Genomic DNA, 23,316 nt, shown 5'->3' on the forward strand with positions numbered 1-23,316 from the left:
GAATCAAATGGCCCGTACAACACCTATTGAGCGCTACCGTAATATCGGTATCAGTGCTCACATCGACGCCGGTAAAACCACCACTACCGAACGTATTCTGTTCTACACCGGTATAAACCATAAAATCGGTGAAGTTCATGACGGCGCTGCCACTATGGACTGGATGGAACAGGAGCAGGAGCGTGGTATTACCATCACTTCTGCAGCCACCACTGCTTTTTGGTCTGGTATGGCCAAGCAGTTTGAACCGCATCGCGTAAACATTATTGACACCCCAGGGCACGTTGACTTCACCATTGAAGTAGAACGTTCCATGCGTGTTCTTGATGGTGCGGTAATGGTTTATTGCGCTGTGGGTGGTGTTCAGCCGCAGTCTGAAACTGTATGGCGTCAGGCTTATAAATATAAAGTTCCACGCATCGCGTTCGTTAACAAAATGGATCGCATGGGTGCTAACTTCTTAAAAGTTGTTGAACAGATCAAATCTCGTTTGGCAGCCAATCCAGTGCCATTGCAGCTTGCTATGGGTGCAGAAAAGAAATTTACCGGTGTTGTCGACCTGGTGAAAATGAAAGCTATCAACTGGAACGATGCTGATCAGGGCGTGACCTTCGAATACGAAGATATTCCGGCAGATATGCAAGCTCTGGCTGAAGAATGGCGTCAGCATCTGGTTGAGTCTGCGGCTGAAGCTTCAGAAGAACTGATGGACAAATACTTAGGCGGTGAAGAACTGACCGAGGAAGAAATCAAGAAAGCGCTACGCAAGCGCGTGCTCAACAACGAAATCATTTTGGTTACCTGTGGGTCTGCCTTTAAAAACAAAGGCGTGCAGGCAATGCTGGATGCGGTTATCGAATACTTGCCGGCCCCGACGGATGTTGCTGCCATCAACGGTATTCTGGATGACGGAAAAGACACGCCAGCTGTTCGTCACTCTGACGACAAAGAGCCGTTTGCTGCTCTGGCGTTCAAAATTGCGACTGACCCATTCGTGGGTAACCTGACATTTTTCCGCGTGTACTCTGGTGTGATTAACTCTGGTGATACCGTACTGAACTCGGTGAAAAGTGCTCGTGAGCGTCTGGGCCGTATCGTTCAGATGCATGCTAACAAGCGTGAAGAGATCAAAGAGGTACGTGCAGGCGATATTGCTGCGGCTATCGGTCTGAAAGACGTCACTACCGGTGATACTCTGTGTGATCCAAATAATGTGATCATTCTAGAGCGCATTGAATTCCCTGAACCGGTCATCTCCGTAGCGGTAGAACCGAAAACCAAAGCTGACCAAGAGAAAATGGGTTTGGCATTGGGGCGCTTGGCGAAAGAAGACCCATCATTCCGCGTATGGACTGATGAAGAATCTGGCCAGACCATTATCGCAGGTATGGGTGAACTTCATCTGGATATCCTGGTTGACCGCATGCGTCGTGAATTTAACGTTGAAGCGAACGTAGGTAAGCCGCAAGTTGCTTATCGTGAAACAATTAGTGAAACAATTAAAGACGTTGAAGGTAAACACGCCAAGCAGTCTGGTGGTCGCGGTCAGTATGGTCACGTTGTGATCGACATGATGCCACTAGAGCCAGGCGGCGTGGGCTACGAATTTGTCAACGACATCGTGGGTGGTACTATTCCTAAGGAATTCATCCCGGCCGTTGATAAAGGCATGCAGGAACAACTGAAGTCTGGTCCTCTGGCTGGTTATCCGGTTGTTGATATCAAGATCCGTCTGCACTACGGTTCTTACCACGATGTCGATTCCTCTGAGCTGGCGTTTAAATTGGCCGCTTCTATCGCGTTTAAAGACGCGTTCAAGAAAGCCAAACCAGTTCTGCTTGAGCCTATAATGAAGGTTGAGATCGAAACCCCTGAAGATTACATGGGTGACGTAATTGGTGACCTGAACCGTCGTCGCGGTATGATCGAAGGCATGGATGATACTGCCACCGGTAAAACCATTCGCGCTCAGGTTCCGCTGTCTGAAATGTTTGGTTATGCTACTGACCTGCGTTCTCAGACCCAGGGCCGTGCCTCATACTCCATGGAGTTCCTGAAGTATACTGAAGCTCAGAACAATGTCGCTATGGCCGTTATCGAAGCCCGTAGTAAATAAGCTTTCGGGTTTAACACATTTATTCATTGCCCTCTCCACGAGGGGAGAGCATTAAGAGTAAGGAATATAGCCGTGTCTAAAGAAAAATTTGAACGTTCCAAGCCGCACGTTAACGTTGGTACTATCGGCCACGTTGACCACGGTAAAACTACCCTGACTGCCGCGATCACCACCGTTTTGGCTAAAACCTACGGCGGTTCCGCACGTGCTTTCGACCAGATTGATAACGCCCCAGAGGAAAAAGCGCGTGGTATCACCATCAACACTTCTCACGTTGAGTATGACACCCCGACTCGCCACTATGCGCACGTTGACTGCCCAGGGCACGCCGACTACGTGAAAAACATGATCACCGGTGCTGCTCAGATGGACGGCGCTATCCTGGTGGTTGCTGCGACTGACGGCCCAATGCCTCAGACCCGTGAGCACATCCTGCTGGGTCGTCAGGTTGGCGTTCCTTTCATCATCGTATTCATGAACAAGTGCGATATGGTTGATGATGAAGAGCTTCTGGAACTGGTAGAGATGGAAGTTCGTGAACTGCTAGCTGCTTACGACTTCCCTGGTGGTGATCTGCCAGTAGTACGCGGTTCCGCACTGAAAGCGCTGGAAGGCGATGCGGAGTGGGAAGCTAAAATCATCGAGCTGGTGGGTCACCTGGATACCTACATCCCAGAACCAGAGCGTGCTATCAACAAGCCGTTCCTGCTGCCGATCGAAGATGTTTTCTCCATCTCTGGTCGTGGTACCGTTGTTACTGGTCGTGTTGAGCGCGGTATCGTCAAAGTTGGCGAAGAAGTTGAAATCGTTGGTATCAAAGACACCGTTAAGTCTACCTGTACCGGCGTTGAAATGTTCCGCAAACTGCTGGACGAAGGCCGTGCCGGCGAGAACGTGGGTGTTCTGCTGCGTGGTATCAAGCGTGAAGATATCGAACGTGGGCAGGTTCTGGCGAAGCCAGGCTCTATCAAACCACACACAAAATTTGACTCAGAAGTGTATATCCTGAGCAAAGAAGAAGGTGGCCGCCACACGCCATTCTTCAAAGGTTACCGCCCGCAGTTCTACTTCCGTACCACTGACGTAACCGGCACTATCGAACTGCCAGAAGGCGTTGAGATGGTTATGCCAGGCGACAACGTAAACATGGTTGCTACCCTGATCCACCCAATCGCGATGGATGACGGTCTGCGTTTCGCCATCCGCGAAGGCGGCCGTACCGTTGGTGCGGGTGTTGTTGCTAAAGTTATCGCCTAATTGCATATAATTTTCTCAACTCAAAAAAAAGGGCACGTCGGTGTCCTTTTTTTATGCCATTTATGCAAGTCTTGAACATTGCATCGAACACATTTTCTTCTTGTAAGGATTGCTTAAATCAGCAGTGGCAATATCTTGAGCATATTTCCAACCTCATCTTGCTTCCTGGCTCATTTTGCGTATAATGAGCCAGCCTACGTGATCAAGGTAGGCCTGATTTTAGTGAATCAGCCGAGTGGCAAGTAGTTTGGCCCTGCGAACAATACTCCCGATATGGGGGTCATATGCTAACGACTACACCCCCCGTAAATCGAAATGGGTGCGGGTAGTGGTTATTTATATTTATAAATAATTGGAGCTCTGTTCTCATGCAGAACCAAAGAATCCGTATCCGCCTGAAAGCGTTTGATCATCGCCTGATTGATCAATCAACTGCGGAAATCGTCGAGACTGCTAAGCGCACGGGTGCGCAAGTCCGTGGTCCGATCCCGCTGCCAACTCGCAAAGAGCGCTTTACCGTTCTGATCTCCCCGCACGTTAATAAAGACGCACGCGATCAGTACGAGATTCGCACTCATAAGCGTTTGGTTGACATCGTTGAGCCAACCGAGAAAACCGTTGATGCACTGATGCGTCTGGATCTGGCTGCTGGTGTAGACGTGCAGATCAGCCTGGGTTAATCAGGTCATTGAGCGATTGAGAGGTTGAAACAATGATTGGTTTAGTCGGTAAAAAAGTGGGTATGACGCGTATTTTCACTGAAGATGGTGTTTCTATCCCAGTAACCGTAATTGAAATTGAAGCAAACCGTGTGACTCAGGTTAAAGACCTGGACACCGACGGCTACCGTGCCATTCAGGTCACTACCGGTAGCAAGAAAGCTAACCGTGTGACCAAACCGAAAGCGGGCCATTTCGCTAAAGCTGGCGTTGAAGCTGGTCGTGGTCTGTGGGAATTTGGCCTTGAAGAAGGTCAAGAGTTCACAGCAGGTCAGGAAATCAGCGTAGAAATCTTCGCTGACGTTAAAAAAGTCGATGTTACCGGTACTTCTAAAGGTAAAGGTTTTGCTGGCACTGTAAAGCGTTGGAACTTCCGTACACAAGATGCTACTCACGGTAACTCCCTCTCTCACCGAGTTCCAGGTTCTATCGGTCAGAACCAGACTCCGGGCAAAGTGTTCAAAGGCAAGAAAATGGCTGGCCACCTGGGTGATGAGCGTGTAACCGTTCAAAGCCTGGACGTAGTACGCGTTGACGCTGAGCGTAACCTGCTGCTGGTTAAGGGTGCTGTACCGGGCGCAACCGGTGGTAACCTGATCGTTAAACCAGCTGTGAAGGCGTAAGGGGATAGCAATGGAATTAGTATTGAAAGACGTGCAAAGCGCGCTGACTGTTTCCGAAACTACCTTCGGTCGTGATTTCAACGAAGCGCTGGTACACCAGGTTGTTGTTGCTTATGCAGCAGGTGCCCGTCAAGGTACCCGTGCTCAGAAGACCCGTGCTGAAGTGACTGGTTCCGGCAAAAAGCCATGGCGTCAGAAAGGTACTGGCCGTGCGCGTTCAGGCTCTGTAAAGAGCCCGGTCTGGCGTTCCGGTGGTGTAACCTTCGCTGCGAAGCCACAAGACCACAGTCAGAAAGTAAACAAAAAGATGTACCGTGGCGCGCTGAAAAGCATTCTGTCCGAGCTGGTACGTCAAGATCGTCTGATCGTTTTCGAAAAGTTCTCTGTAGAAGCGCCTAAAACTAAGCTGCTGGCACAGAAACTGAAAGAAATGGCGCTAGAAGATGTGCTGATCGTGACCGGTGAACTGGATGAGAATCTGTTCCTGGCTGCTCGCAACCTTTACAAGGTTGACGTGCGTGATGTAGCAGGCATCGATCCAGTTAGCCTGATCGCCTTCGACAAAGTGGTTATGACTGCTGATGCTGTGAAGCAAGCTGAGGAGATGCTGGCATGATCCGTGAAGAACGTTTGCTGAAAGTGCTGCGTGCACCGCACGTATCTGAAAAAGCATCCGCTGCGATGGAAAAAAGTAACACCATCGTTCTCAAAGTTGCCCTAGACGCGACCAAAGCAGAAATCAAAACCGCAGTGCAGAAACTGTTTGAAGTCGAGGTCGAAGACGTGAACACCCTGGTAGTTAAAGGGAAAGCAAAGCGTTACGGTCAGCGTGTTGGTCGTCGTAGCGACTGGAAAAAAGCTTACGTCACCCTGAAAGAAGGCCAGAATCTGGACTTCATCAGCGGCGCAGAGTAAGTCGGAGGAGTAAGAACAATGGCAATTGTTAAATGTAAACCTACATCTCCGGGTCGTCGCCATGTTGTTAAAGTGGTTAACCCTGAGCTGCACAAGGGTAAACCCTATGCTCCTCTGCTTGAGAAATTGAGCAAAAGCGGTGGACGTAACAACAATGGCCGCATCACTACCCGTCATATCGGTGGTGGTCACAAGCAACATTACCGTCTGGTCGACTTTAAGCGCCACAAAGACGGTATCCCTGCTGTGGTTGAGCGTCTGGAATACGATCCGAACCGTTCTGCAAACATCGCACTGGTTTTGTACAAAGACGGCGAACGCAGTTACATCCTGGCACCGAAAGGTCTGAAAGCTGGTGACCAGATTCAATCTGGCATTGATGCTGCAATCAACGTAGGTAACACCCTGCCAATGCGCAACATCCCAGTAGGCTCTACGGTTCACAACGTAGAAATGAAACCAAGTAAAGGCGGCCAGTTGGCGCGTTCTGCTGGGGCCTACGCTCAGATCATTGCTCGAGACGGTTCCTACGTAACTCTGCGTCTGCGCTCTGGCGAAATGCGTAAAATTCCAGTTGATTGCCGCGCCACCTTAGGTGAAGTGGGTAACGCTGAACATATGCTTCGTGTTTTGGGTAAAGCAGGTGCTGCACGTTGGCGTGGTGTTCGTCCTACCGTTCGCGGTACAGCGATGAACCCAGTCGATCACCCGCACGGTGGCGGTGAAGGTCGTAACTTTGGTAAGCACCCGGTAACTCCATGGGGCGTTCAGACCAAAGGTAAGAAGACTCGTAGCAACAAGCGTACTGATAAGTTCATCGTACGTCGCCGCAGTAAAAAATAATTAGAGGATAAGCCATGCCACGTTCTCTCAAGAAAGGTCCTTTTATTGACCTTCACTTGCTGAAGAAGGTAGAGAAAACGGTGGAAAGCGGTGACAAGAAGCCTTTGCGCACCTGGTCCCGCCGTTCAACGATCTTTCCTAACATGATCGGTTTGACCATCGCTGTCCATAATGGTCTTCAGCACGTACCAGTGTTCGTTTCCGATGAAATGGTCGGTCACAAACTGGGCGAATTTGCGCCGACTCGTACTTATCGCGGCCATGCGGCTGATAAAAAAGCTAAAAAGCGCTAAGGTAGGAGGAAGAGATGGAAACTATCGCTAAACATCGCCACGCTCATTCTTCTGCTCAGAAGGTTCGCCTTGTTGCAGACCTGATCCGCGGTAAGAAAGTGTCGCAAGCTCTGGAAACTCTAACCTACACCAACAAGAAAGCTTCTAGTTTGGTTAAGAAAGTACTGGAGTCTGCCATTGCTAACGCAGAACACAACGATGGCGCTGACATTGATGATCTGAAAGTCACGAAAATCTTCGTCGACGAAGGCCCAAGCATGAAGCGCATTATGCCGCGTGCAAAAGGTCGTGCAGATCGCATCCTGAAGCGCACCAGCCACATTACTGTGGCCGTGTCCGATCGCTGATACTCTGGAGACTAGCAATGGGTCAGAAAGTACATCCGAATGGTATTCGCCTGGGTATTGTGAAACCTTGGAACTCTACTTGGTATGCGAATACGAAAGAATTCGCTGACAACTTGGACAGCGATTTTAAAGTCCGTCAATTCCTGGCTAAGGAACTGGCTAAGGCTTCCGTTTCACGCATTGTTATCGAGCGTCCTGCTAAGAGCATTCGTGTGACTATTCACACTGCTCGTCCAGGTATCGTTATAGGTAAGAAAGGTGAAGATGTTGAAAAACTGCGTAAGGTCGTAGCGGATATCGCTGGTGTTCCTGCACAGATTAATATCGCCGAAGTCCGTAAACCGGAACTCGCCGCTAAATTGGTTGCTGACAGTATCACTTCTCAGTTGGAACGCCGTGTCATGTTCCGTCGTGCTATGAAGCGTGCTGTACAGAACGCAATGCGTCTTGGCGCTAAAGGTATCAAAGTTGAAGTAAGTGGACGTCTTGGCGGTGCTGAAATCGCGCGCACCGAATGGTACCGTGAAGGTCGCGTTCCGTTGCATACTCTGCGTGCGGATATCGATTACAACACATCTGAAGCGCACACCACTTATGGTGTAATCGGCGTTAAGGTATGGATCTTCAAAGGTGAGATCCTTGGTGGTATGGCTGCAGTTGAACAACCGGAACCGGCTGCTCAACTTAAAAAGCAGCAGCGTAAAGGCCGTAAGTAAGGAGATTCGCTGATGTTACAACCAAAGCGTACAAAATTCCGTAAGAGGCACAAAGGGCGCAACCGTGGTCTGGCGAACGGTACAGATGTTAACTTCGGCAATTTCGGCATGAAAGCTGTTGGCCGTGGCCATATGACTGCGCGTCAAATCGAAGCAGCTCGGCGTGCAATGACTCGTGCAATTAAGCGTCAAGGTCAAATCTGGATCCGTGTATTCCCAGACACCCCGGTCACCGAGAAGCCGCTTGAAGTGCGTATGGGTAACGGTAAGGGTAACGTGGAGTATTGGGTTTCCAAGATCCAGCCTGGTAAGGTCCTGTACGAAATGGATGGCGTGCCAGAAGAGGTTGCCCGCGAGGCATTTGAACTGGCAACATCGAAACTGCCGTTCAAAACCACCTTTGTAACCAAGACGGTGATGTAATGAAAGCACAAGAGCTGCGTGAAAAGAGCGTTGAAGAGCTGAATACTGAGCTTCTCAACCTGTTGCGTGAGCAATTCAACTTGCGCATGCAGGTGGCCAGTGGCCAACTGCAACAAACTCAACTGTTGAAACAAGTGCGTCGTAACGTCGCACGCGTTAAGACTTTACTGACCGAAAAGGCGGGTATGTAAATGATCGATGTTATCCGTACTCTGCAAGGGCGTGTTGTGAGTGACAAAATGGAGAAATCCATTGTTGTTGCTATTGAGCGCACGGTGAAACACCCAATCTATGGGAAATTCATCAAGCGTACAACCAAACTGCACGTACATGACGAGAACAACGAATGTGGTATCGGCGACGTGGTGGAAATCCGCGAATGCCGCCCACTGTCCAAGACTAAGTCCTGGACGTTGGCTCGCGTTGTAGATAAAGCAATTCTGTAATAGAGTGAGTAGCTGGTTATCATTTAATAAACGGTTCAGAAGGTGGGCCGCTTATTTTTTCTACCCATAATCTGGAAGCGGTGCTACAATGCTGCTCCCTCAGTTATGGGGCTTTTCAACGACCTGACTATTTATTGGGTCCTTTTCTTGGGTCCCTAAAGTAGTAGTTGACATTAGCGGAGCACTAAAATGATCCAAGAACAGACTATGCTGAACGTCGCCGACAACTCCGGTGCACGTCGCGTAATGTGTATCAAGGTTCTAGGTGGATCGCACCGTCGCTACGCAGGCGTCGGTGACATCATCAAAATTACCATCAAGGAAGCAATTCCTCGCGGTAAGGTGAAGAAAGGCGATGTACTAAAGGCGGTAGTGGTGCGCACCAAGAAGGGTGTACGTCGCCCAGACGGTTCTGTCATTCGCTTCGATGGGAATGCATGCGTTATTTTAAATAATAATAGCGAGCAGCCTATCGGTACGCGTATTTTTGGGCCGGTAACTCGTGAACTGCGTAATGAAAAGTTCATGAAAATTATCTCTTTGGCACCAGAAGTACTCTAAGGAGCGAACCATGGCAGCGAAAATCCGTCGTGAAGATGAAGTTATCGTTATTACCGGGAAAGACAAAGGTAAACGCGGTAAAGTAAGAAATGTCCTGTCCTCTGGCAAGGTCATCGTTGAAGGTATCAATCTGGTTAAGAAACACCAGAAGCCGGTTCCGGCTCTGAACCAACCAGGCGGTATTTTTGAAAAAGAGGCTGCAATTCAGGCTTCCAACATTGCCCTCTTCAACGCGGCTACCGGTAAGGCTGACCGTGTAGGTTTTAGATTCGAAGATGGCAAAAAAGTCCGTTTCTTCAAGTCTAACAGCGAAACTATCAAGTAATTTGGAGTAATACGATGGCGAAACTGCATGATTACTACAAAGACGAGGTAATCAAACAACTGATGTCTCAGTTTGATTACAACTCTGTCATGCAAGTCCCTCGGGTTGAGAAGATCACCCTGAATATGGGTGTTGGTGAAGCGATCTCTGACAAAAAACTGCTGGATAACGCAGCAGCGGATCTGACAGCAATCTCCGGCCAAAAGCCGCTGATCACCAAAGCCCGCAAATCTGTTGCAGGCTTCAAAATCCGCCAGGGCTATCCGATCGGCTGTAAAGTAACTCTGCGGGGCGAACGCATGTGGGAGTTCTTCGAGCGTCTGATTTCCATTGCTGTTCCGCGTATCCGTGACTTCCGTGGCCTGTCTGCCAAGTCATTCGATGGTCGTGGTAACTACAGCATGGGTGTGCGTGAGCAAATCATCTTCCCAGAAATCGACTATGACAAAGTCGATCGCGTGCGTGGTTTGGATATTACCATAACTACTACTGCGAAATCTGATGATGAAGGCCGCGCGCTGTTGGCTGCTTTTAACTTCCCGTTCCGCAAGTAAGGCAGGGTTGACTTATGGCTAAGCAATCAATGAAAGCACGCGAAGTCAAGCGCGTGAAATTAGCTGGCAAGTTCTTTGCAAAACGCGCTGAACTGAAAGCTATTATCTCTGATATGAACGCATCCGAAGAAGATCGTTGGAATGCAGTCCTCAAGCTGCAAACTCTGCCGCGTGATTCCAGCCCATCTCGTCAGCGCAATCGCTGCCGCCAAACTGGTCGTCCACATGGTTATGTGGGCAAATTCGGGTTGAGCCGTATCAAGCTGCGTGAAGCCGCTATGCGCGGTGAAGTACCAGGCTTGAATAAGGCTAGCTGGTAATTACCAATTGAATCACGGGAGTAAAGACAGATGAGCATGCAAGATCCGATCGCCGATATGCTAACCCGTATCCGTAACGGTCAAGCCGCGAACAAAGTTGCGGCCACCATGCCTTCCTCTAAGCTGAAAGTGGCAATTGCCAACGTGCTGAAGGAAGAAGGTTTTATTGAAGATTTCAAAATCGAAGGCGGCACCAAGCCTGCTCTGGAACTGGTACTGAAGTACTTCCAGGGCAACGCAGTGGTAGAAAGCATTCAGCGTATCAGTCGTCCAGGTTTGCGCATTTATAAGAAAAAAGATGAGCTGCCAAAAGTTATGGCCGGCTTGGGTATCGCTGTTGTTTCTACCTCTAAAGGTGTTATGACTGATCGTGCAGCTCGCCAAGCTGGTCTTGGTGGCGAGATTATCTGCTACGTAGCTTAAATCGGGAGGAAAGAATGTCTCGTGTTGCAAAAGCACCCGTCGTCATTCCTGTCGGCGTAGAGGTAAAACTCAACGGTCAGGTTATTTCGATTAAGGGTAAGAACGGCGAGCTGACTCGTACTGTCCACGACGCCGTTATCGTAAAGCAAGCAGCTAATGCGCTGAATTTTGCTCCGCGCGAAGGTTTTGCTAACGCTTGGGCCCAAGCGGGTACTACGCGTGCACTGCTGAACGCAATGGTGGTTGGTGTTACCGAAGGCTTCACCAAGAAGCTTCAACTGGTAGGTGTTGGTTATCGTGCTGCTGTAAAAGGCAACGTGGTGAATTTGGCTCTGGGCTTCTCTCACCCAATCGAACATCAGTTGCCAGCAGGTATCACTGCTGAATGCCCAAGCCAAACTGAAATCGTGCTGAAAGGCGTTGATAAGCAGGTTATTGGCCAGGCTGCTGCAGATCTGCGTGCCTACCGCCGTCCTGAGCCTTATAAAGGCAAGGGTGTCCGTTACGCCGACGAAGTCGTGCGTACCAAAGAGGCTAAGAAGAAGTAAGGTAACACTATGGATAAGAAATCTGCTCGTATCCGTCGTGCGACCCGCGCACGCCGTAAGCTCAAAGAACTCGGTACAACTCGCTTGGTGGTACACCGTACTCCTCGCCATATGTATGCACAGGTAATTGCTCCGAACGGTTCTGAAGTTCTGGTGGCGGCTTCTACTTTAGAAAAGGCTATCACTGAGCAATTAAAGTATTCCGGTAACAAAGACGCAGCAGCAGCCGTAGGTAAAGCTCTGGCTGAGCGCACGTTGGAAAAAGGGATTGCGAAAGTCTCCTTTGACCGTTCCGGTTTCCAATATCATGGTCGAGTCCAAGCACTGGCAGATGCTGCCCGTGAAGCTGGCCTTCAGTTCTAAGGAAGAGGTTTAAGATGGCTCACATCGAAAAACAAGCTGGCGAACTGCAGGAAAAGCTGATCGCGGTAAATCGCGTATCTAAAACCGTAAAAGGTGGCCGCATTTTCAGCTTTACCGCACTGACTGTCGTTGGTGATGGTAACGGTCGCGTTGGCTTTGGCTACGGCAAAGCACGCGAAGTTCCGGCAGCGATCCAGAAAGCGATGGAAAAAGCCCGTCGCAACATGATGAATGTTGCGCTGAATAGCTGCACCCTACAGCACCCTGTTAAAGGCGCTCATACGGGTTCCCGTGTCTTCATGCAGCCGGCTTCAGAAGGTACCGGTATTATCGCCGGTGGTGCAATGCGCGCTGTCCTTGATGTCGCTGGGGTGCACAACGTATTGGCTAAAGCTTATGGTTCCACCAACCCGATCAACGTGGTTCGTGCAACTATTGATGCTTTGGCAAATATGAAGTCTCCTGAGATGGTCGCTGCCAAGCGTGGTAAATCCGTTGCAGACATTCTGGGGTAATGACCGTGGCTAAGACTATAAAAGTAACACAAGTTCGCAGCTCTATTGGCCGTCTACCGAAGCATAAAGCTACACTGCTCGGTCTGGGTCTGCGTCGTATTGGTCACACCGTAGAGCGCGAGGATACTCCTTCTTTACGCGGTATGATCAACCTGGTTTCCTACATGGTTAAAGTTGAGGAGTAACAGATGCGTTTAAATACTCTGTCTCCGGCTGAAGGTGCCAAGCATGCGCCGAAACGCGTAGGTCGTGGTATTGGTTCTGGCCTGGGTAAAACCGGCGGCCGTGGTCACAAAGGTCAGAAGTCTCGTGCTGGTGGTGGCGTACGTCGTGGTTTTGAAGGTGGTCAGATACCTCTGTACCGTCGTTTGCCGAAATTCGGCTTCACTTCACGCAAAGCGATGATCACGGAAGAAGTTCGTCTGTCTGAACTGGCTCTAGTTGAAGTCGATGTTATCGACCTGAATACGTTGAAAGCCGCTAACGTTGTTGGTATCCAAATCGAGTTCGTGAAAATTATACTTTCTGGTGAAATAGCTCGTCCGGTTACCCTGCGTGGTCTGCGTGTCACCAAAGGCGCTCGTGCTGCTATCGAGGCTGCTGGCGGTAACATTGAGGAATAAGTGAGCTGATGGCTAAGCAACCAGGATTAGATTTTCAAAGTGCTAAAGGCGGGCTAGGTGAGCTGAAGCGCAGACTTTTGTTTGTCATTGGCGCGCTCATTGTCTTCCGTATCGGTTCTTTTATTCCGATTCCTGGTATTGATGCCACTGTGCTTGCAAAATTGCTTGAGCAGCAGAGAGGCACTATCATTGAAATGTTCAACATGTTCTCTGGTGGTGCCCTCAGCCGTGCTTCTATATTTGCATTGGGTATCATGCCGTATATTTCGGCGTCGATCATTATCCAACTGCTAACGGTGGTTCACCCAGCCTTGGCGGAAATCAAGAAAGAAGGGGAAGCTGGCCGTCGCAAGATTAGCAATTACACCCGTTACGGTACGCTGGTGTTGGCCATATTCCAGTCGATCGGTATTGCTACCGGTCTGCCTAATATGCCTGGCATGCAGGGCCTGGTAATGAATCCAGGCTTTGCATTCTACTTTACTGCGGTTGTGAGCCTGGTAACCGGGACGATGTTCCTGATGTGGCTGGGTGAGCAGATTACTGAGCGCGGTATCGGTAATGGTATCTCGATCATCATTTTCGCGGGTATTGTAGCGGGACTTCCGCCAGCAGTAGCCCATACTATTGAGCAAGCCAGGCAAGGTGACCTGCATTTCCTCTTGTTACTGCTGGTTGCAGTATTGATGTTTGTAGTAACCTTCTTCGTTGTTTTCATAGAGCGTGGTCAACGCCGTATCGTCATTAACTATGCGAAACGTCAACAAGGTCGTCGTGTTTATGCTGCACAGAGCACACACTTACCGTTGAAAGTGAACATGGCGGGCGTAATACCAGCAATTTTCGCTTCCAGCATTATTCTGTTCCCGGCCACGATTGCGTCTTGGTTTGGGGGCGGTACCGGTTGGAACTGGCTGACAACGGTCTCGTTGTATTTGCAGCCAGGGCAACCGCTTTATGTGTTACTCTATGCGTCTGCAATCATCTTCTTCTGTTTCTTTTACACGGCGTTGGTTTTCAACCCGCGCGAGACAGCAGATAACCTGAGTAAGTCCGGTGCCTTCGTACCAGGAATTCGTCCGGGAGAGCAAACGGCGAAGTACATCGATAAAGTTATGACGCGTTTAACATTTGTTGGCGCGATATATATTACCTTTGTCTGCCTAATCCCGGAGTTCATGCGTGATGCAATGAAAGTACCATTCTACTTTGGTGGTACCTCGCTACTGATTGTGGTTGTCGTCATAATGGACTTTATTGCTCAAGTGCAAACTCTGATTATGTCAAGTCAGTACCAGTCGGCATTGAAGAAAGCAAATCTGAAAGGTTATAACCGCTAGTCAGATTGGTTTGAGAAGTTACGGAGAGTAAAAATGAAAGTTCGCGCTTCCGTCAAGAAATTATGTCGTAGCTGCAAAATCGTTAAGCGTAACGGTGTCGTTCGTGTGATTTGCAGCGCCGAGCCGAAGCATAAGCAGCGTCAAGGCTGATTATCTCGCATATTTTTCTTGCAAAGTTAGGTTGAGCTGGCTAGATTGGCCGGCCAATCTTTTGTATGTAGCTGCAATGCTATTTTAGTATCCTGAAAACGGGCTTTTCAGAATGGTGTTGCTGTATAAGCTGTATAAATAGTAGGAGTGCATAGTGGCCCGTATAGCAGGCATTAACATTCCTGATCATAAACATACCGTAATCGCATTAACGTCGATCTTCGGAATCGGTAAAACCCGTTCACAGTCCATCTGTGCCTCTACGGGTACTGCTGAAAATGTTAAGATCAGTGAGCTGTCTGAAGAGCAAATTGAACAACTGCGCGAAGCAGTTGCCAAATTTACTGCTGAAGGTGATTTGCGTCGTGAAGTTACCCTGAGCATAAAGCGTCTGATGGATCTTGGTACATATCGTGGTTTGCGTCATCGTCGTGGTCTGCCAGTTCGCGGTCAGCGTACTAAGACCAACGCACGTACCCGTAAGGGTCCGCGTAAAACGATCAAGAAGTAATCGGGGTGATTGAATAATGGCAAAGGCACCTGTTCGTACACGTAAGCGTGTAAGAAAGCAAGTCTCTGATGGCGTGGCTCATGTCCATGCTTCTTTCAACAACACTATTGTAACTATTACCGATCGTCAGGGTAATGCTTTGGGTTGGGCAACTGCCGGTGGTTCCGGCTTCCGTGGTTCTCGTAAGTCTACTCCGTTCGCAGCACAGGTTGCCGCAGAACGTTGTGCTGACGCAGTAAAAGAATACGGTATCAAGAACCTGGAAGTTATGGTTAAAGGACCCGGTCCTGGTCGGGAGTCTACTATCCGCGCTCTGAATGCGGCAGGCTTTCGCATCACTAATATCACCGATGTGACTCCGATACCTCATAACGGTTGTCGTCCGCCGAAGAAGCGCCGCGTATAACGTCGCTGTTTTTCGGATTGTTGGAGAAAGAAAATGGCAAGATATTTGGGTCCTAAGCTCAAGCTTAGCCGCCGCGAGGGCACAGACCTGTTCCTGAAGTCTGGCGTTCGTGCGATCGATTCAAAATGTAAAATTGATCAACCTCCTGGTCAACATGGTGCGCGCAAGCAGCGTCTGTCTGACTATGGTGTACAGTTACGTGAGAAGCAGAAAGTTCGTCGTATGTACGGTGTTCTGGAGCGTCAGTTCCGTAACTATTATAAAGAAGCAGCACGCTTGAAGGGAAACACCGGTGCAAACCTGCTGCAGCTGCTGGAAGGTCGTCTGGACAACGTTGTCTACCGTATGGGCTTCGGCGCTACGCGTGCAGAGTCACGTCAGTTGGTTAGCCACAAAGCAATTATGGTAAACAGTCGTGCTGTTAACATCGCTTCTTATCAGGTATCTCCGAATGACGTAGTCAGCATCCGCGAGAAGGCTAAAAAGCAATCTCGTGTTAAAGCTTCTTTGGAGCTGGCTGAGCAGCGCGAAAAGCCGACTTGGCTGGAAGTTGATGCGCTCAAGATGGAAGGTGTGTTCAAACGTATTCCTGAACGTACTGATCTGTCTGCGGACATTAACGAACACCTGATCGTCGAGCTTTACTCCAAGTAAAGCTTGAGTTTCAAAGAGAGGACACAATGCAGGGTTCTGTGACAGAGTTTCTAAAACCGCGCCTGGTAGATATCGAGCAAATTAGTTCGACGCACGCCAAGGTGACCCTTGAGCCTTTAGAGCGTGGCTTTGGCCATACTCTTGGCAACGCACTGCGCCGTATTCTGCTTTCATCTATGCCGGGTTGCGCGGTGACCGAGGTTGAGATTGATGGTGTACTGCATGAGTACAGCACAAAAGAAGGAGTACAGGAAGATATCCTGGAGATCCTGCTCAACCTGAAAGGGCTGGCGGTGAGAGTTCAAGGAAAAGACGAAGTTATTCTTACCCTGAATAAATCTGGCATTGGCCCTGTGACCGCTGCCGATATCACCCATGATGGTGATGTCGAAATCGTCAAGCCGCAGCATATAATCTGCCATTTGACCGATGAAAACGCTGCTATCAGTATGCGTATCAAAGTTCAGCGTGGCCGTGGTTATGTGCCGGCCTCTGCCCGAATTCATTCGGAAGAAGATGAGCATCCGATTGGTCGTCTGTTGGTTGATGCCTGCTTTAGCCCTGTAGAGCGTATTGCCTACAATGTTAAAGCAGCGCGTGTAGAACAGCGTACTGACTTGGACAAGCTGGTAATCGAGATGGAAACCAATGGCGCGATCGATCCTGAAGAGTCGATCCGCCGTGCGGCTACCATTCTGGCTGAACAACTTGAAGCTTTCGTTGATCTGCGTGATGTACGTCACCCGGAAGTAAAAGAAGAGAAACCAGAGTTCGATCCAATCCTGCTGCGTCCTGTTGACGATCTGGAATTGACTGTCCGCTCTGCTAACTGCCTCAAGGCAGAAGCTATCCACTACATCGGTGATCTGGTACAGCGTACCGAGGTTGAGTTGCTGAAAACGCCGAACCTGGGTAAAAAGTCTCTCACTGAGATTAAAGACGTGCTGGCCTCACGGGGTTTGTCTCTGGGCATGCGCCTGGAAAACTGGCCGCCGGCAAGCATTGCTGACGAGTAACCGGCGGATCACAGGTTAAGGTTTTACTGATAAGGATAAGGTCATGCGCCATCGTAAGAGTGGTCGTCAATTGAACCGTAAAAGCAGCCATCGACAGGCTATGTTCCGTAACATGGTCGGCTCTTTGGTTCGTCATGAAATCATTAAGACGACCCTGCCAAAAGCGAAAGAGCTGCGTCGCGTTGTTGAGCCGCTGATTACTCTTGCTAAGACCGACAGCGTAGCTAATCGTCGTCTGGCATTCGCCCGCACCCGTGATAACGAGATCGTGTCAAAACTGTTTAATGAGCTGGGCCCGCCTTTTTCGAGCCGTGCTGGAGGCTACACTCGTATTCTAAAGTGTGGCTTCCGTGCGGGCGACAACGCACCGATGGCATACATCGAGCTGGTTGATCGTGCTGAGTCTCAAGCAGAAGTAGCAACTGCAGAGTAATCTGTAGACGCGTAAAAAAACCGGGCAAGCCTGGTTTTTTTACGCCTAAATTCCCATTGATCTTAAGCTACCCATCCCTTTAACTAAGTCGACATGATATCTAAGTGTGTTGCAGGGTAAATTTATCTGGGAGGAAAAGTGATGTTCAAAATCGGTCAATTGGCGAAGCTCGCTGACATAACTCCGGATACGATACGCTACTATGAGAAGTAAGGCATGATGGATCATAATGTCCGTACAGCAGGAGGCTATCGGCTGTATAGCAATCAGGATCTGCAACGTCTACGTTTTATCCGCTATGCCAAACAATTAAGTGTTACGCTAGAGATGATCGCCGAACTGTTGTCAATCCGCATCGACCCAGAGCATCATACCTCCAAGGAGTCGAAGTCTATCGTTGATGCTCGCTTGAATGATGTTGAAAACAAGTTGGCTGAGTTAACCCGGATGTATGGATCCCTGAAGCGGTTGAGCGATGCCTGTTGCTGTGCCGCCCACTCCAGTAACTATTGTTCTATCCTTGAGGCGCTGGAACAGGGTGCCAGAGATGAAAAGTGCGAAAAAGACCACTGAGGAGCCTTTAATTTTTACATGGACGACAATATCAACGGCACACTTTATAATGATACTTTTAATATGGTTATTGCCGTGACGAAATACCGCCATACCAAAGGTCAGATTCAGGATAACGCCATTGAGGCGCTGCTGTATGATCCATTATTCCACCAACGTGTGGAGAGGAAAATCAAAGCGAAAGGCAGCTAACGGCGTAAAGACAAACACGCATGGGAGGCAGGTGGAAAGTAGAGACTGTGATTTAAATTGTTTAATTGCCTGTTTTTGATATGTTCACTCCAGTAACGGATACAGGAAAATGTAGTGGATCACAAAATAAGGTGTGTGATTCATAGACATCGTTTCAATTTTTTCAGCTCAAGTTCAAGCTTGTAATTCCGTTCCTGTATTGCCCATGTGACTGACAGACGCGCGTTATTTTGAGCCTCGGCGCTGGTGCTTGCACGATAATATGGGCGTTGTTGAATAAATCAGATTTAGAATAAAGAGTCCCCTTAATGGGCATCTTTCTGGCAAGGCGTACACTTTCTGGCATACCGGCGAGCGGCATCTTGTTTAATGCACAGATTATGGCCAGTGCCTCTGCAACTTGCCCATCATAATCTCGCAGCGACAGGTGACCACCAAATAGCTGTTTTACTCTGTACCTCGCTGTTGCCGCTATCGAACGTCGGTGGTAGCCTGTGATACTTTTCCACCGTGTGTTTTCTCCGGTAAGGCGCTGGTTCGCCACCGCTTGATTTTGCTCTGCATAGTCTGCCGACCAATAACGGGCTCCGCTTCTGGGCGGTATTAACGCCTTGAGCTTCTTGCCCCTTAACTCATCATCACACACTCGCGTATCCTAAGCCCGATCCGCCGAGGCGACTTTGATTTTACGGTACCTCTGACGGATGAGACCTGGGAAGGCTTCGGTATCGGTGACATTGCTCAAAGAAAGGTCAGCACAGATGACCTCATGTGTTTCTGTATCTACGGCCAAATGCAGTTTTCGCCAGATCCGCCGTTTTTCCTGACCGTATTTTTTTGCCATCCACTCGCCTTCACCCAACACGTTAAGCCCGCTAGAGTCGATAACGAGGTGCGCAATTTCACCCGGCGTTGGGGTTTTAAACGGGACATGGCCGGACTTTGCCCGCTTACTGATGCAGGTGTCGTCCGGGCAGTTCAACGGCACTTTGATCAGTGTGACAATGGAGTCGACAAAGCCCTGTAGGGCGCGAAGTGTCAGGCCGAAAATCCGTTTCAGCATCAATACGCTGGTGATTGCCATATCGGAATAATGTGGTGGGCGACCACGCAGAGAAGGTTTTGCCTCGCAGTACCAGGCGTGAAGTGCCGTTTCATCCCCCCAGCAAGTGAGTCAACCCCGAGTGATAAGGGCGTTGTTGTAAGCCTTCCAGTTGGTGATGTTGAACTTTTTCTGGGCCACGGAATGTCGCTATTTTGACAGAAGGAGAGTGATATGATGACAGCAAGGAGAGTTATCTGATCCTCGTGCCGGCCAAATATTCAATTTATTCAACAACGCCGTTATGAATATCAAAAAGGGTTTATCTGTCGGGTCAAGGGAAGGAAAGAAGGCGCTGGACGAGTTTCAGCGACATAGACCGATTAGGTTAGAGTTGCGCGGTGGCAAGTACACGCCGCGCTGTTATCAGAGTGTATCTTTGAGCAATACCTGCTGATGATAATGTAACGGTCGCAGCTTGCTGTAAAGCAAAGCGATGACGAACAGCATGGCTTGAACGATCACGATGCAGGGGCCGGTAGCGCCGTCGATATAGAAACTGATCAGGGTGCCGAGCACGCAGGAAAATACCGAAACCAGCGTTGCGACGATCAGCATGCTGTCAAAAATACGGCACAACATAAAGGCAATGATGCCTGGTGCAATCAGCATTGCGATCACTAAAATCACCCCGACTGCCTGCAACGATGCGACAATGGTCAGCGCCAGTAGGCACAGTAGTCCGTAGTGCAGCAGCTTCACCGGCAGGCCAATCACCCATGCATGATGTGGGTCAAAGCAGTAAAGCATGAAGTCTTTGCGCTTTAGCACCATTATCACCAGGGTGGCACCAGCGATCAACAGCGTTTGCTTCAATTCACCGTCGGTAATACCCAGCATATCGCCGAACAAAATATGGCTCAGGTGCTGATTGGTGTCGATACGTGAAAATAGCACCAGCCCAAAGGCGAACATGCCAGAGAAGACGATGCCCATTACTGTATCTTCCTTCACCCGGCTGTGCTCTTTCAGGTAGCCAGTAGCCACCGCGCAGAAAATACCGGAAAGAAAGGCACCGATCGCGAGTGGAATACTGAGTACGAACGCTATCACAATGCCTGGCAGCACCGCGTGAGAAATAGCATCTCCCATCAGTGACCAGCCCTTTAGCACCAGATAGCAGGACAGTACTGCGCAGATCACGCCAGTGGCGATGGCGGCGATAATCGCCCGCTGTATAAACGGGTAAGCGAAAGGTTCACTGAACAGTTGATACAAGTTTTCCATCAGTGTCCCCCAGGGTATTCACGTGCCATACGGCGTTTTGACGCTAGCAAACCGTGCTTGGGGGCAAAGAAGAAAGCCACCAGGAACACTAGCGTTTGCAAGGTCACGATCACACCACCAGTGGCACCGTCTAGGAAAAAGCTCAGGTAGGCACCAATACCGCTGGTCAACGCGCCTATAGTGATGGCGAGGAGCACCAACCGGCTGAAACGGTCAGTCAGTAGATAAGCGGTGGCTCCCGGCGTAATCACCATAGCGATCACCAAGATGGCACCGACGGTTTGCAGTGCGGCTACGGTACAGGCGCTGAGCAGGCTGAAGAACAAGATCTTAAGGCGCAATGGAGACAGGCCGATCGAAACCGCGTGATTTTCATCAAAGAATACCGCCAGCAGGTCTTTCCACAGTAAGCACAGGATCAATAGCGATATGCCGATGATGATTTCAACCTGCTGTACATCTTTGTCGGCGATGCCAAGAATGTTGCCGAAGATAATTGACTGAACATTAACCGAAGTCGGATTGAGTGAAACGATCAACAGGCCAACTGCAAAGAAGGTGGAAAAGATAAAGCCGATGATCGCATCTTCACGCAGGCGGGTGATGTGGCGGACCAGCGTCATCGCCAGCGCCGCCAGCATGCCAGTAAAGAATGCGCCGACGGCGTAGGGAAGGCCAAGGGCATAGGCACCGGCCACGCCAGGCATCACCGAATGCGACAACGCATCACCCATCAGCGACCAGCCTTTCAGCATCAGGTAGGCCGAGAGGAACGCGCAAGCAGCACCGACGATGGCGCTGACCCAGATGGCTTTTACCATGTAGTTGTAGCTGAAAGGTTGCATTAGGAGTTCCATCATCTGGGGTGTTTCTCCTTTTGCTGGCTTTGTGATGGCGGGTCGTTTTTGGTATGGCCGTAGAATACTGCTGGCCGTTCTTCATCGGTCAACATAGTCACGGTACGCGGAATCGTTATCCTCATGCAGATCCGTCCCAGACAGATTGATATGGCGTAGTACACCGCCAAATGCTTGTTCCAGATTGCTTTGGGTAAAGGTGGTTGCTGTCGGCCCGGCGGCCAGCACCGTGCGGTTAATCAGGATCACCTGGTCACAGAACTCCGGTACACTGCCGAGGTTGTGGGTGGAAACCAGGATCAGGTGGCCTTCGTCACGCAACGCACGCAGCAGTTCGATAATTGTGTTTTCAGTTTTGACATCAACGCCGGTGAACGGTTCGTCGAGCAGCAGCACTGTACCCTGTTGAGCCAGCGCCCGCGCCAGGAATACGCGCTTCTTTTGGCCACCGGATAGCTCACCAATTTGCCGGGTGCGCAATTCGCTTAACCCAACGCGCTCCAGTGCTTTGTCAACCCGCAACCGATCCTCCTGCGCAGGGATACGCAGGAAGTTCATCTTGCCGTAACGGCCCATCATTACTACGTATTCTACCAGCACCGGGAAGTTCCAGTCTACCTCCTCGGTTTGCGGTACGTAGGCGATAAGGTTTTTTTTCAAGGCGTCTGACACTGGCTTTTCACTTAATAGCACCCGTCCAGCAATAGGCCTGACTAGGCCCATGATGCTTTTGAACAACGTGGATTTGCCACTGCCATTAGCACCGACCAGTGCGCAAATGGAACCACCTCTAAGGGTAAAGTTGGCACTGTGGATCGCGGTATGGCCATTGTTGTAGGTTACCGTCACATTGTCCACGCTCAACTCAGGGCGGACAAAAACCTCGCTGGTCATTGATTAAATCCTTTGGCGATGGTTTCTACTGTGACCCTAAGCAGGTCAATATAGGTAGGCACTGGCCCATCTTGGGTAGACAATGAATCAACATACAGCACGCCGCCGTATTTGGCACCAGTCCCTTTCGCCACTTGCTTGGCTGGCTTGTCTGAAATGGTGCTTTCGCTGAACACTACCGGAATATGGTGGGTGCGCACTGCATCCACTACGCGGCGAACCTGCTGCGGTGACCCCTGCTCATCGGCATTGATCGGCCACAGGTAAAACTCTTTTAATTGGTAGTCCTTCGCCAGATAGCTGAAAGCACCCTCACTGCTCACTAGCCAGCGCTGGGCTAGAGGAATGCGTGACAGGCGTGCGCGAAGTGGGGCATCGAGTGCGCTGATTTTAGCGGCGTAGGCTTTGGCGTTACGGTTATAGGTCGCTGCGTTGGCCGGATCGTATTGAACCAGTGCCTTACGGATGTTTTCGATATACACCAGCGCGTTGCTTGGCGACATCCAGGCATGCGGGTTTGGGATACCGTTGTAAGGGCCTTCTCGGATCGGCAGCGGGGTAATACCTTTGGTCACGAACGCCGCTGGCACTTGTTTAATGTTCTCGAAAAAGCGCTGGAACCAACGTTCCAGATCCATGCCATTCCACAGGATCAGATCGGCATGCTGCGCTTTGACGATATCGCGGGGCGTTGGTTGGTAATCGTGGATTTCTGCGCCCGGCTTGGTGATGGATTCCACTACTGCGGCGTCACCTGCCACATTCTGTGCAATGTCCTGAATAATGGTGAAAGTTGTCACCACGCGGAACTTTTTCTCCGCCAAAGAGGTTTGGCTAAACAGACTGGCGCTTAGCAATAGACATAGTGGGCTGAACGGTCGGAAAAAAGCGGCTGCCTGGCGCAGACAGTTACGAGTATAAGCAATGTTTTTCAACAGCATAATAGCACCTAATCTGGGTATTGTTATAAATGCAATTGATTATTAATATCATTCATAACAAAGTCAAGCAGCAACCACGGATAGAAGGTA

General features: G+C 49.8%; 33 protein-coding genes and 4 pseudogenes. 32 read left to right on the forward strand and 5 right to left on the reverse strand.

The window, feature by feature from the left end; translation table 11 throughout:
* Positions 1 to 7 precede the first annotated feature (7 nt).
* The 32 genes and pseudogenes from fusA to arfA all read left to right on the forward strand — a co-directional run.
* Positions 8 to 2,116 carry an elongation factor G gene (fusA, locus tag AACL06_RS01000; protein WP_339037363.1) on the forward strand — a complete coding sequence of 703 codons (2,109 nt, stop codon included), beginning with the start codon at positions 8 to 10 and terminating at the stop codon, positions 2,114 to 2,116.
* Positions 2,117 to 2,188: 72 nt separating this feature from the next.
* Complete coding sequence (gene tuf, locus AACL06_RS01005) at positions 2,189 to 3,373, forward strand: elongation factor Tu (RefSeq protein ID WP_339037365.1); 1,185 nt, start codon at positions 2,189 to 2,191, stop codon at positions 3,371 to 3,373.
* Between the two features lie 368 nt (positions 3,374 to 3,741).
* Entirely contained in the window at positions 3,742 to 4,053 is a 312-nt protein-coding gene (gene rpsJ / locus AACL06_RS01010; protein ID WP_001181005.1) for a 30S ribosomal protein S10, read from the forward strand.
* 32 nt (positions 4,054 to 4,085) lie between these two features.
* Entirely contained in the window at positions 4,086 to 4,715 is a 630-nt protein-coding gene (rplC, locus tag AACL06_RS01015; protein ID WP_339037367.1) for a 50S ribosomal protein L3, read from the forward strand.
* 10 nt (positions 4,716 to 4,725) lie between these two features.
* A complete protein-coding gene (gene rplD / locus AACL06_RS01020; protein ID WP_339037369.1) occupies positions 4,726 to 5,331 on the forward strand; it encodes a 50S ribosomal protein L4 in 606 nt (201 codons plus the stop codon).
* Complete coding sequence (gene rplW, locus AACL06_RS01025) at positions 5,328 to 5,630, forward strand: 50S ribosomal protein L23 (RefSeq protein WP_339037371.1); 303 nt, start codon at positions 5,328 to 5,330, stop codon at positions 5,628 to 5,630. Before rplD ends, rplW begins: the two co-directional genes overlap by 4 nt.
* Positions 5,631 to 5,648: 18 nt before the next feature.
* The gene (gene rplB / locus AACL06_RS01030; protein ID WP_339037373.1) at positions 5,649 to 6,473 is read left to right on the forward strand and encodes a 50S ribosomal protein L2; all 825 of its coding nucleotides are present in this window, start codon (positions 5,649 to 5,651) and stop codon (positions 6,471 to 6,473) included.
* A 14-nt stretch (positions 6,474 to 6,487) separates the two neighbouring features.
* The gene (rpsS, locus tag AACL06_RS01035) at positions 6,488 to 6,766 is read left to right on the forward strand and encodes a 30S ribosomal protein S19 (protein WP_339037375.1); all 279 of its coding nucleotides are present in this window, start codon (positions 6,488 to 6,490) and stop codon (positions 6,764 to 6,766) included.
* 14 nt (positions 6,767 to 6,780) lie between these two features.
* Complete coding sequence (gene rplV, locus AACL06_RS01040) at positions 6,781 to 7,113, forward strand: 50S ribosomal protein L22 (protein WP_339037377.1); 333 nt, start codon at positions 6,781 to 6,783, stop codon at positions 7,111 to 7,113.
* A 17-nt stretch (positions 7,114 to 7,130) separates the two neighbouring features.
* Positions 7,131 to 7,829 (forward strand): 30S ribosomal protein S3, encoded by a 699-nt coding sequence (rpsC, locus tag AACL06_RS01045; protein ID WP_339037379.1) that lies wholly within the window; start codon positions 7,131 to 7,133, stop codon positions 7,827 to 7,829.
* 12 nt (positions 7,830 to 7,841) lie between these two features.
* Positions 7,842 to 8,252 (forward strand): 50S ribosomal protein L16, encoded by a 411-nt coding sequence (gene rplP / locus AACL06_RS01050; RefSeq protein WP_339037381.1) that lies wholly within the window; start codon positions 7,842 to 7,844, stop codon positions 8,250 to 8,252.
* Entirely contained in the window at positions 8,252 to 8,443 is a 192-nt protein-coding gene (gene rpmC, locus AACL06_RS01055; RefSeq protein WP_339037383.1) for a 50S ribosomal protein L29, read from the forward strand. The genes rplP and rpmC overlap by 1 nt, the downstream gene beginning before the upstream one ends.
* Positions 8,444 to 8,698 carry a 30S ribosomal protein S17 gene (gene rpsQ, locus AACL06_RS01060; protein WP_339037385.1) on the forward strand — a complete coding sequence of 85 codons (255 nt, stop codon included), beginning with the start codon at positions 8,444 to 8,446 and terminating at the stop codon, positions 8,696 to 8,698.
* A 189-nt stretch (positions 8,699 to 8,887) separates the two neighbouring features.
* Positions 8,888 to 9,259 (forward strand): 50S ribosomal protein L14, encoded by a 372-nt coding sequence (gene rplN, locus AACL06_RS01065; protein ID WP_000613954.1) that lies wholly within the window; start codon positions 8,888 to 8,890, stop codon positions 9,257 to 9,259.
* Positions 9,260 to 9,269: 10 nt separating this feature from the next.
* Complete coding sequence (gene rplX / locus AACL06_RS01070; protein ID WP_339037387.1) at positions 9,270 to 9,584, forward strand: 50S ribosomal protein L24; 315 nt, start codon at positions 9,270 to 9,272, stop codon at positions 9,582 to 9,584.
* A gap of 14 nt (positions 9,585 to 9,598) precedes the next feature.
* Positions 9,599 to 10,138 carry a 50S ribosomal protein L5 gene (rplE, locus tag AACL06_RS01075; protein ID WP_339037389.1) on the forward strand — a complete coding sequence of 180 codons (540 nt, stop codon included), beginning with the start codon at positions 9,599 to 9,601 and terminating at the stop codon, positions 10,136 to 10,138.
* A 14-nt stretch (positions 10,139 to 10,152) separates the two neighbouring features.
* Positions 10,153 to 10,458: a 30S ribosomal protein S14 gene (gene rpsN, locus AACL06_RS01080; RefSeq protein WP_339037391.1), complete on the forward strand. Its 306-nt coding sequence runs from the start codon at positions 10,153 to 10,155 to the stop codon at positions 10,456 to 10,458.
* Between the two features lie 30 nt (positions 10,459 to 10,488).
* Entirely contained in the window at positions 10,489 to 10,881 is a 393-nt protein-coding gene (rpsH, locus tag AACL06_RS01085; protein ID WP_339037393.1) for a 30S ribosomal protein S8, read from the forward strand.
* Between the two features lie 14 nt (positions 10,882 to 10,895).
* Positions 10,896 to 11,429 carry a 50S ribosomal protein L6 gene (gene rplF, locus AACL06_RS01090; protein ID WP_339037395.1) on the forward strand — a complete coding sequence of 178 codons (534 nt, stop codon included), beginning with the start codon at positions 10,896 to 10,898 and terminating at the stop codon, positions 11,427 to 11,429.
* Between the two features lie 9 nt (positions 11,430 to 11,438).
* On the forward strand, positions 11,439 to 11,792 hold the full coding sequence (gene rplR, locus AACL06_RS01095) for a 50S ribosomal protein L18 (protein ID WP_339037397.1): 354 nt from the start codon (positions 11,439 to 11,441) through the stop codon (positions 11,790 to 11,792).
* Between the two features lie 14 nt (positions 11,793 to 11,806).
* Positions 11,807 to 12,307 carry a 30S ribosomal protein S5 gene (rpsE, locus tag AACL06_RS01100; protein WP_339037399.1) on the forward strand — a complete coding sequence of 167 codons (501 nt, stop codon included), beginning with the start codon at positions 11,807 to 11,809 and terminating at the stop codon, positions 12,305 to 12,307.
* A 5-nt stretch (positions 12,308 to 12,312) separates the two neighbouring features.
* Positions 12,313 to 12,492: a 50S ribosomal protein L30 gene (gene rpmD, locus AACL06_RS01105; protein WP_339037401.1), complete on the forward strand. Its 180-nt coding sequence runs from the start codon at positions 12,313 to 12,315 to the stop codon at positions 12,490 to 12,492.
* Positions 12,493 to 12,495: 3 nt separating this feature from the next.
* Positions 12,496 to 12,930 (forward strand): 50S ribosomal protein L15, encoded by a 435-nt coding sequence (gene rplO / locus AACL06_RS01110; RefSeq protein WP_339037403.1) that lies wholly within the window; start codon positions 12,496 to 12,498, stop codon positions 12,928 to 12,930.
* A gap of 8 nt (positions 12,931 to 12,938) precedes the next feature.
* Positions 12,939 to 14,270: a preprotein translocase subunit SecY gene (gene secY, locus AACL06_RS01115; protein WP_339037405.1), complete on the forward strand. Its 1,332-nt coding sequence runs from the start codon at positions 12,939 to 12,941 to the stop codon at positions 14,268 to 14,270.
* A 33-nt stretch (positions 14,271 to 14,303) separates the two neighbouring features.
* Positions 14,304 to 14,420, forward strand: a complete 117-nt coding sequence (gene rpmJ, locus AACL06_RS01120) for a 50S ribosomal protein L36 (RefSeq protein WP_071837516.1) — start codon at positions 14,304 to 14,306, stop codon at positions 14,418 to 14,420.
* Positions 14,421 to 14,574: 154 nt separating this feature from the next.
* Positions 14,575 to 14,931 carry a 30S ribosomal protein S13 gene (rpsM, locus tag AACL06_RS01125; protein ID WP_339037410.1) on the forward strand — a complete coding sequence of 119 codons (357 nt, stop codon included), beginning with the start codon at positions 14,575 to 14,577 and terminating at the stop codon, positions 14,929 to 14,931.
* Between the two features lie 16 nt (positions 14,932 to 14,947).
* Positions 14,948 to 15,337: a 30S ribosomal protein S11 gene (gene rpsK / locus AACL06_RS01130; protein ID WP_004951128.1), complete on the forward strand. Its 390-nt coding sequence runs from the start codon at positions 14,948 to 14,950 to the stop codon at positions 15,335 to 15,337.
* A gap of 33 nt (positions 15,338 to 15,370) precedes the next feature.
* Positions 15,371 to 15,991 (forward strand): 30S ribosomal protein S4, encoded by a 621-nt coding sequence (gene rpsD / locus AACL06_RS01135; RefSeq protein WP_339037412.1) that lies wholly within the window; start codon positions 15,371 to 15,373, stop codon positions 15,989 to 15,991.
* Between the two features lie 26 nt (positions 15,992 to 16,017).
* A complete protein-coding gene (locus tag AACL06_RS01140; RefSeq protein ID WP_339037414.1) occupies positions 16,018 to 17,007 on the forward strand; it encodes a DNA-directed RNA polymerase subunit alpha in 990 nt (329 codons plus the stop codon).
* A 43-nt stretch (positions 17,008 to 17,050) separates the two neighbouring features.
* On the forward strand, positions 17,051 to 17,440 hold the full coding sequence (gene rplQ, locus AACL06_RS01145; protein WP_339037416.1) for a 50S ribosomal protein L17: 390 nt from the start codon (positions 17,051 to 17,053) through the stop codon (positions 17,438 to 17,440).
* Positions 17,441 to 17,581: 141 nt separating this feature from the next.
* A pseudogene (gene zntR, locus AACL06_RS01150) lies at positions 17,582 to 18,013 on the forward strand (Zn(2+)-responsive transcriptional regulator).
* Positions 18,014 to 18,088: 75 nt separating this feature from the next.
* Positions 18,089 to 18,202, forward strand: a pseudogene (arfA, locus tag AACL06_RS01155) (alternative ribosome rescue factor ArfA); the annotation flags it as partial.
* 325 nt (positions 18,203 to 18,527) lie between these two features.
* Here the strand turns inward: arfA and AACL06_RS01160 are convergent.
* The 5 genes and pseudogenes from AACL06_RS01160 to AACL06_RS01180 form a co-directional block, all read right to left on the reverse strand.
* Positions 18,528 to 19,448: pseudogene (locus AACL06_RS01160) on the reverse strand (IS5 family transposase); the annotation flags it as partial.
* 225 nt (positions 19,449 to 19,673) lie between these two features.
* Positions 19,674 to 20,534, reverse strand: a complete 861-nt coding sequence (locus tag AACL06_RS01165; RefSeq protein ID WP_339037418.1) for a metal ABC transporter permease — start codon at positions 20,532 to 20,534, stop codon at positions 19,674 to 19,676.
* On the reverse strand, positions 20,534 to 21,394 hold the full coding sequence (locus AACL06_RS01170; RefSeq protein ID WP_339037420.1) for a metal ABC transporter permease: 861 nt from the start codon (positions 21,392 to 21,394) through the stop codon (positions 20,534 to 20,536). The genes AACL06_RS01165 and AACL06_RS01170 overlap by 1 nt, the downstream gene beginning before the upstream one ends.
* Positions 21,391 to 22,285 (reverse strand): annotated as a pseudogene (locus AACL06_RS01175) (manganese/iron ABC transporter ATP-binding protein). The gene AACL06_RS01170 and the pseudogene AACL06_RS01175 overlap by 4 nt, the downstream one beginning before the upstream one ends.
* A complete protein-coding gene (locus AACL06_RS01180) occupies positions 22,282 to 23,226 on the reverse strand; it encodes a metal ABC transporter substrate-binding protein (RefSeq protein ID WP_339037422.1) in 945 nt (314 codons plus the stop codon). Before AACL06_RS01180 ends, AACL06_RS01175 begins: the two are co-directional and overlap by 4 nt.
* Positions 23,227 to 23,316: the final 90 nt, after the last annotated feature.

Source organism: Serratia symbiotica (Periphyllus acericola) (assembly GCF_964019515.1).
Lineage (GTDB): Bacteria > Pseudomonadota > Gammaproteobacteria > Enterobacterales > Enterobacteriaceae > Serratia > Serratia symbiotica_D.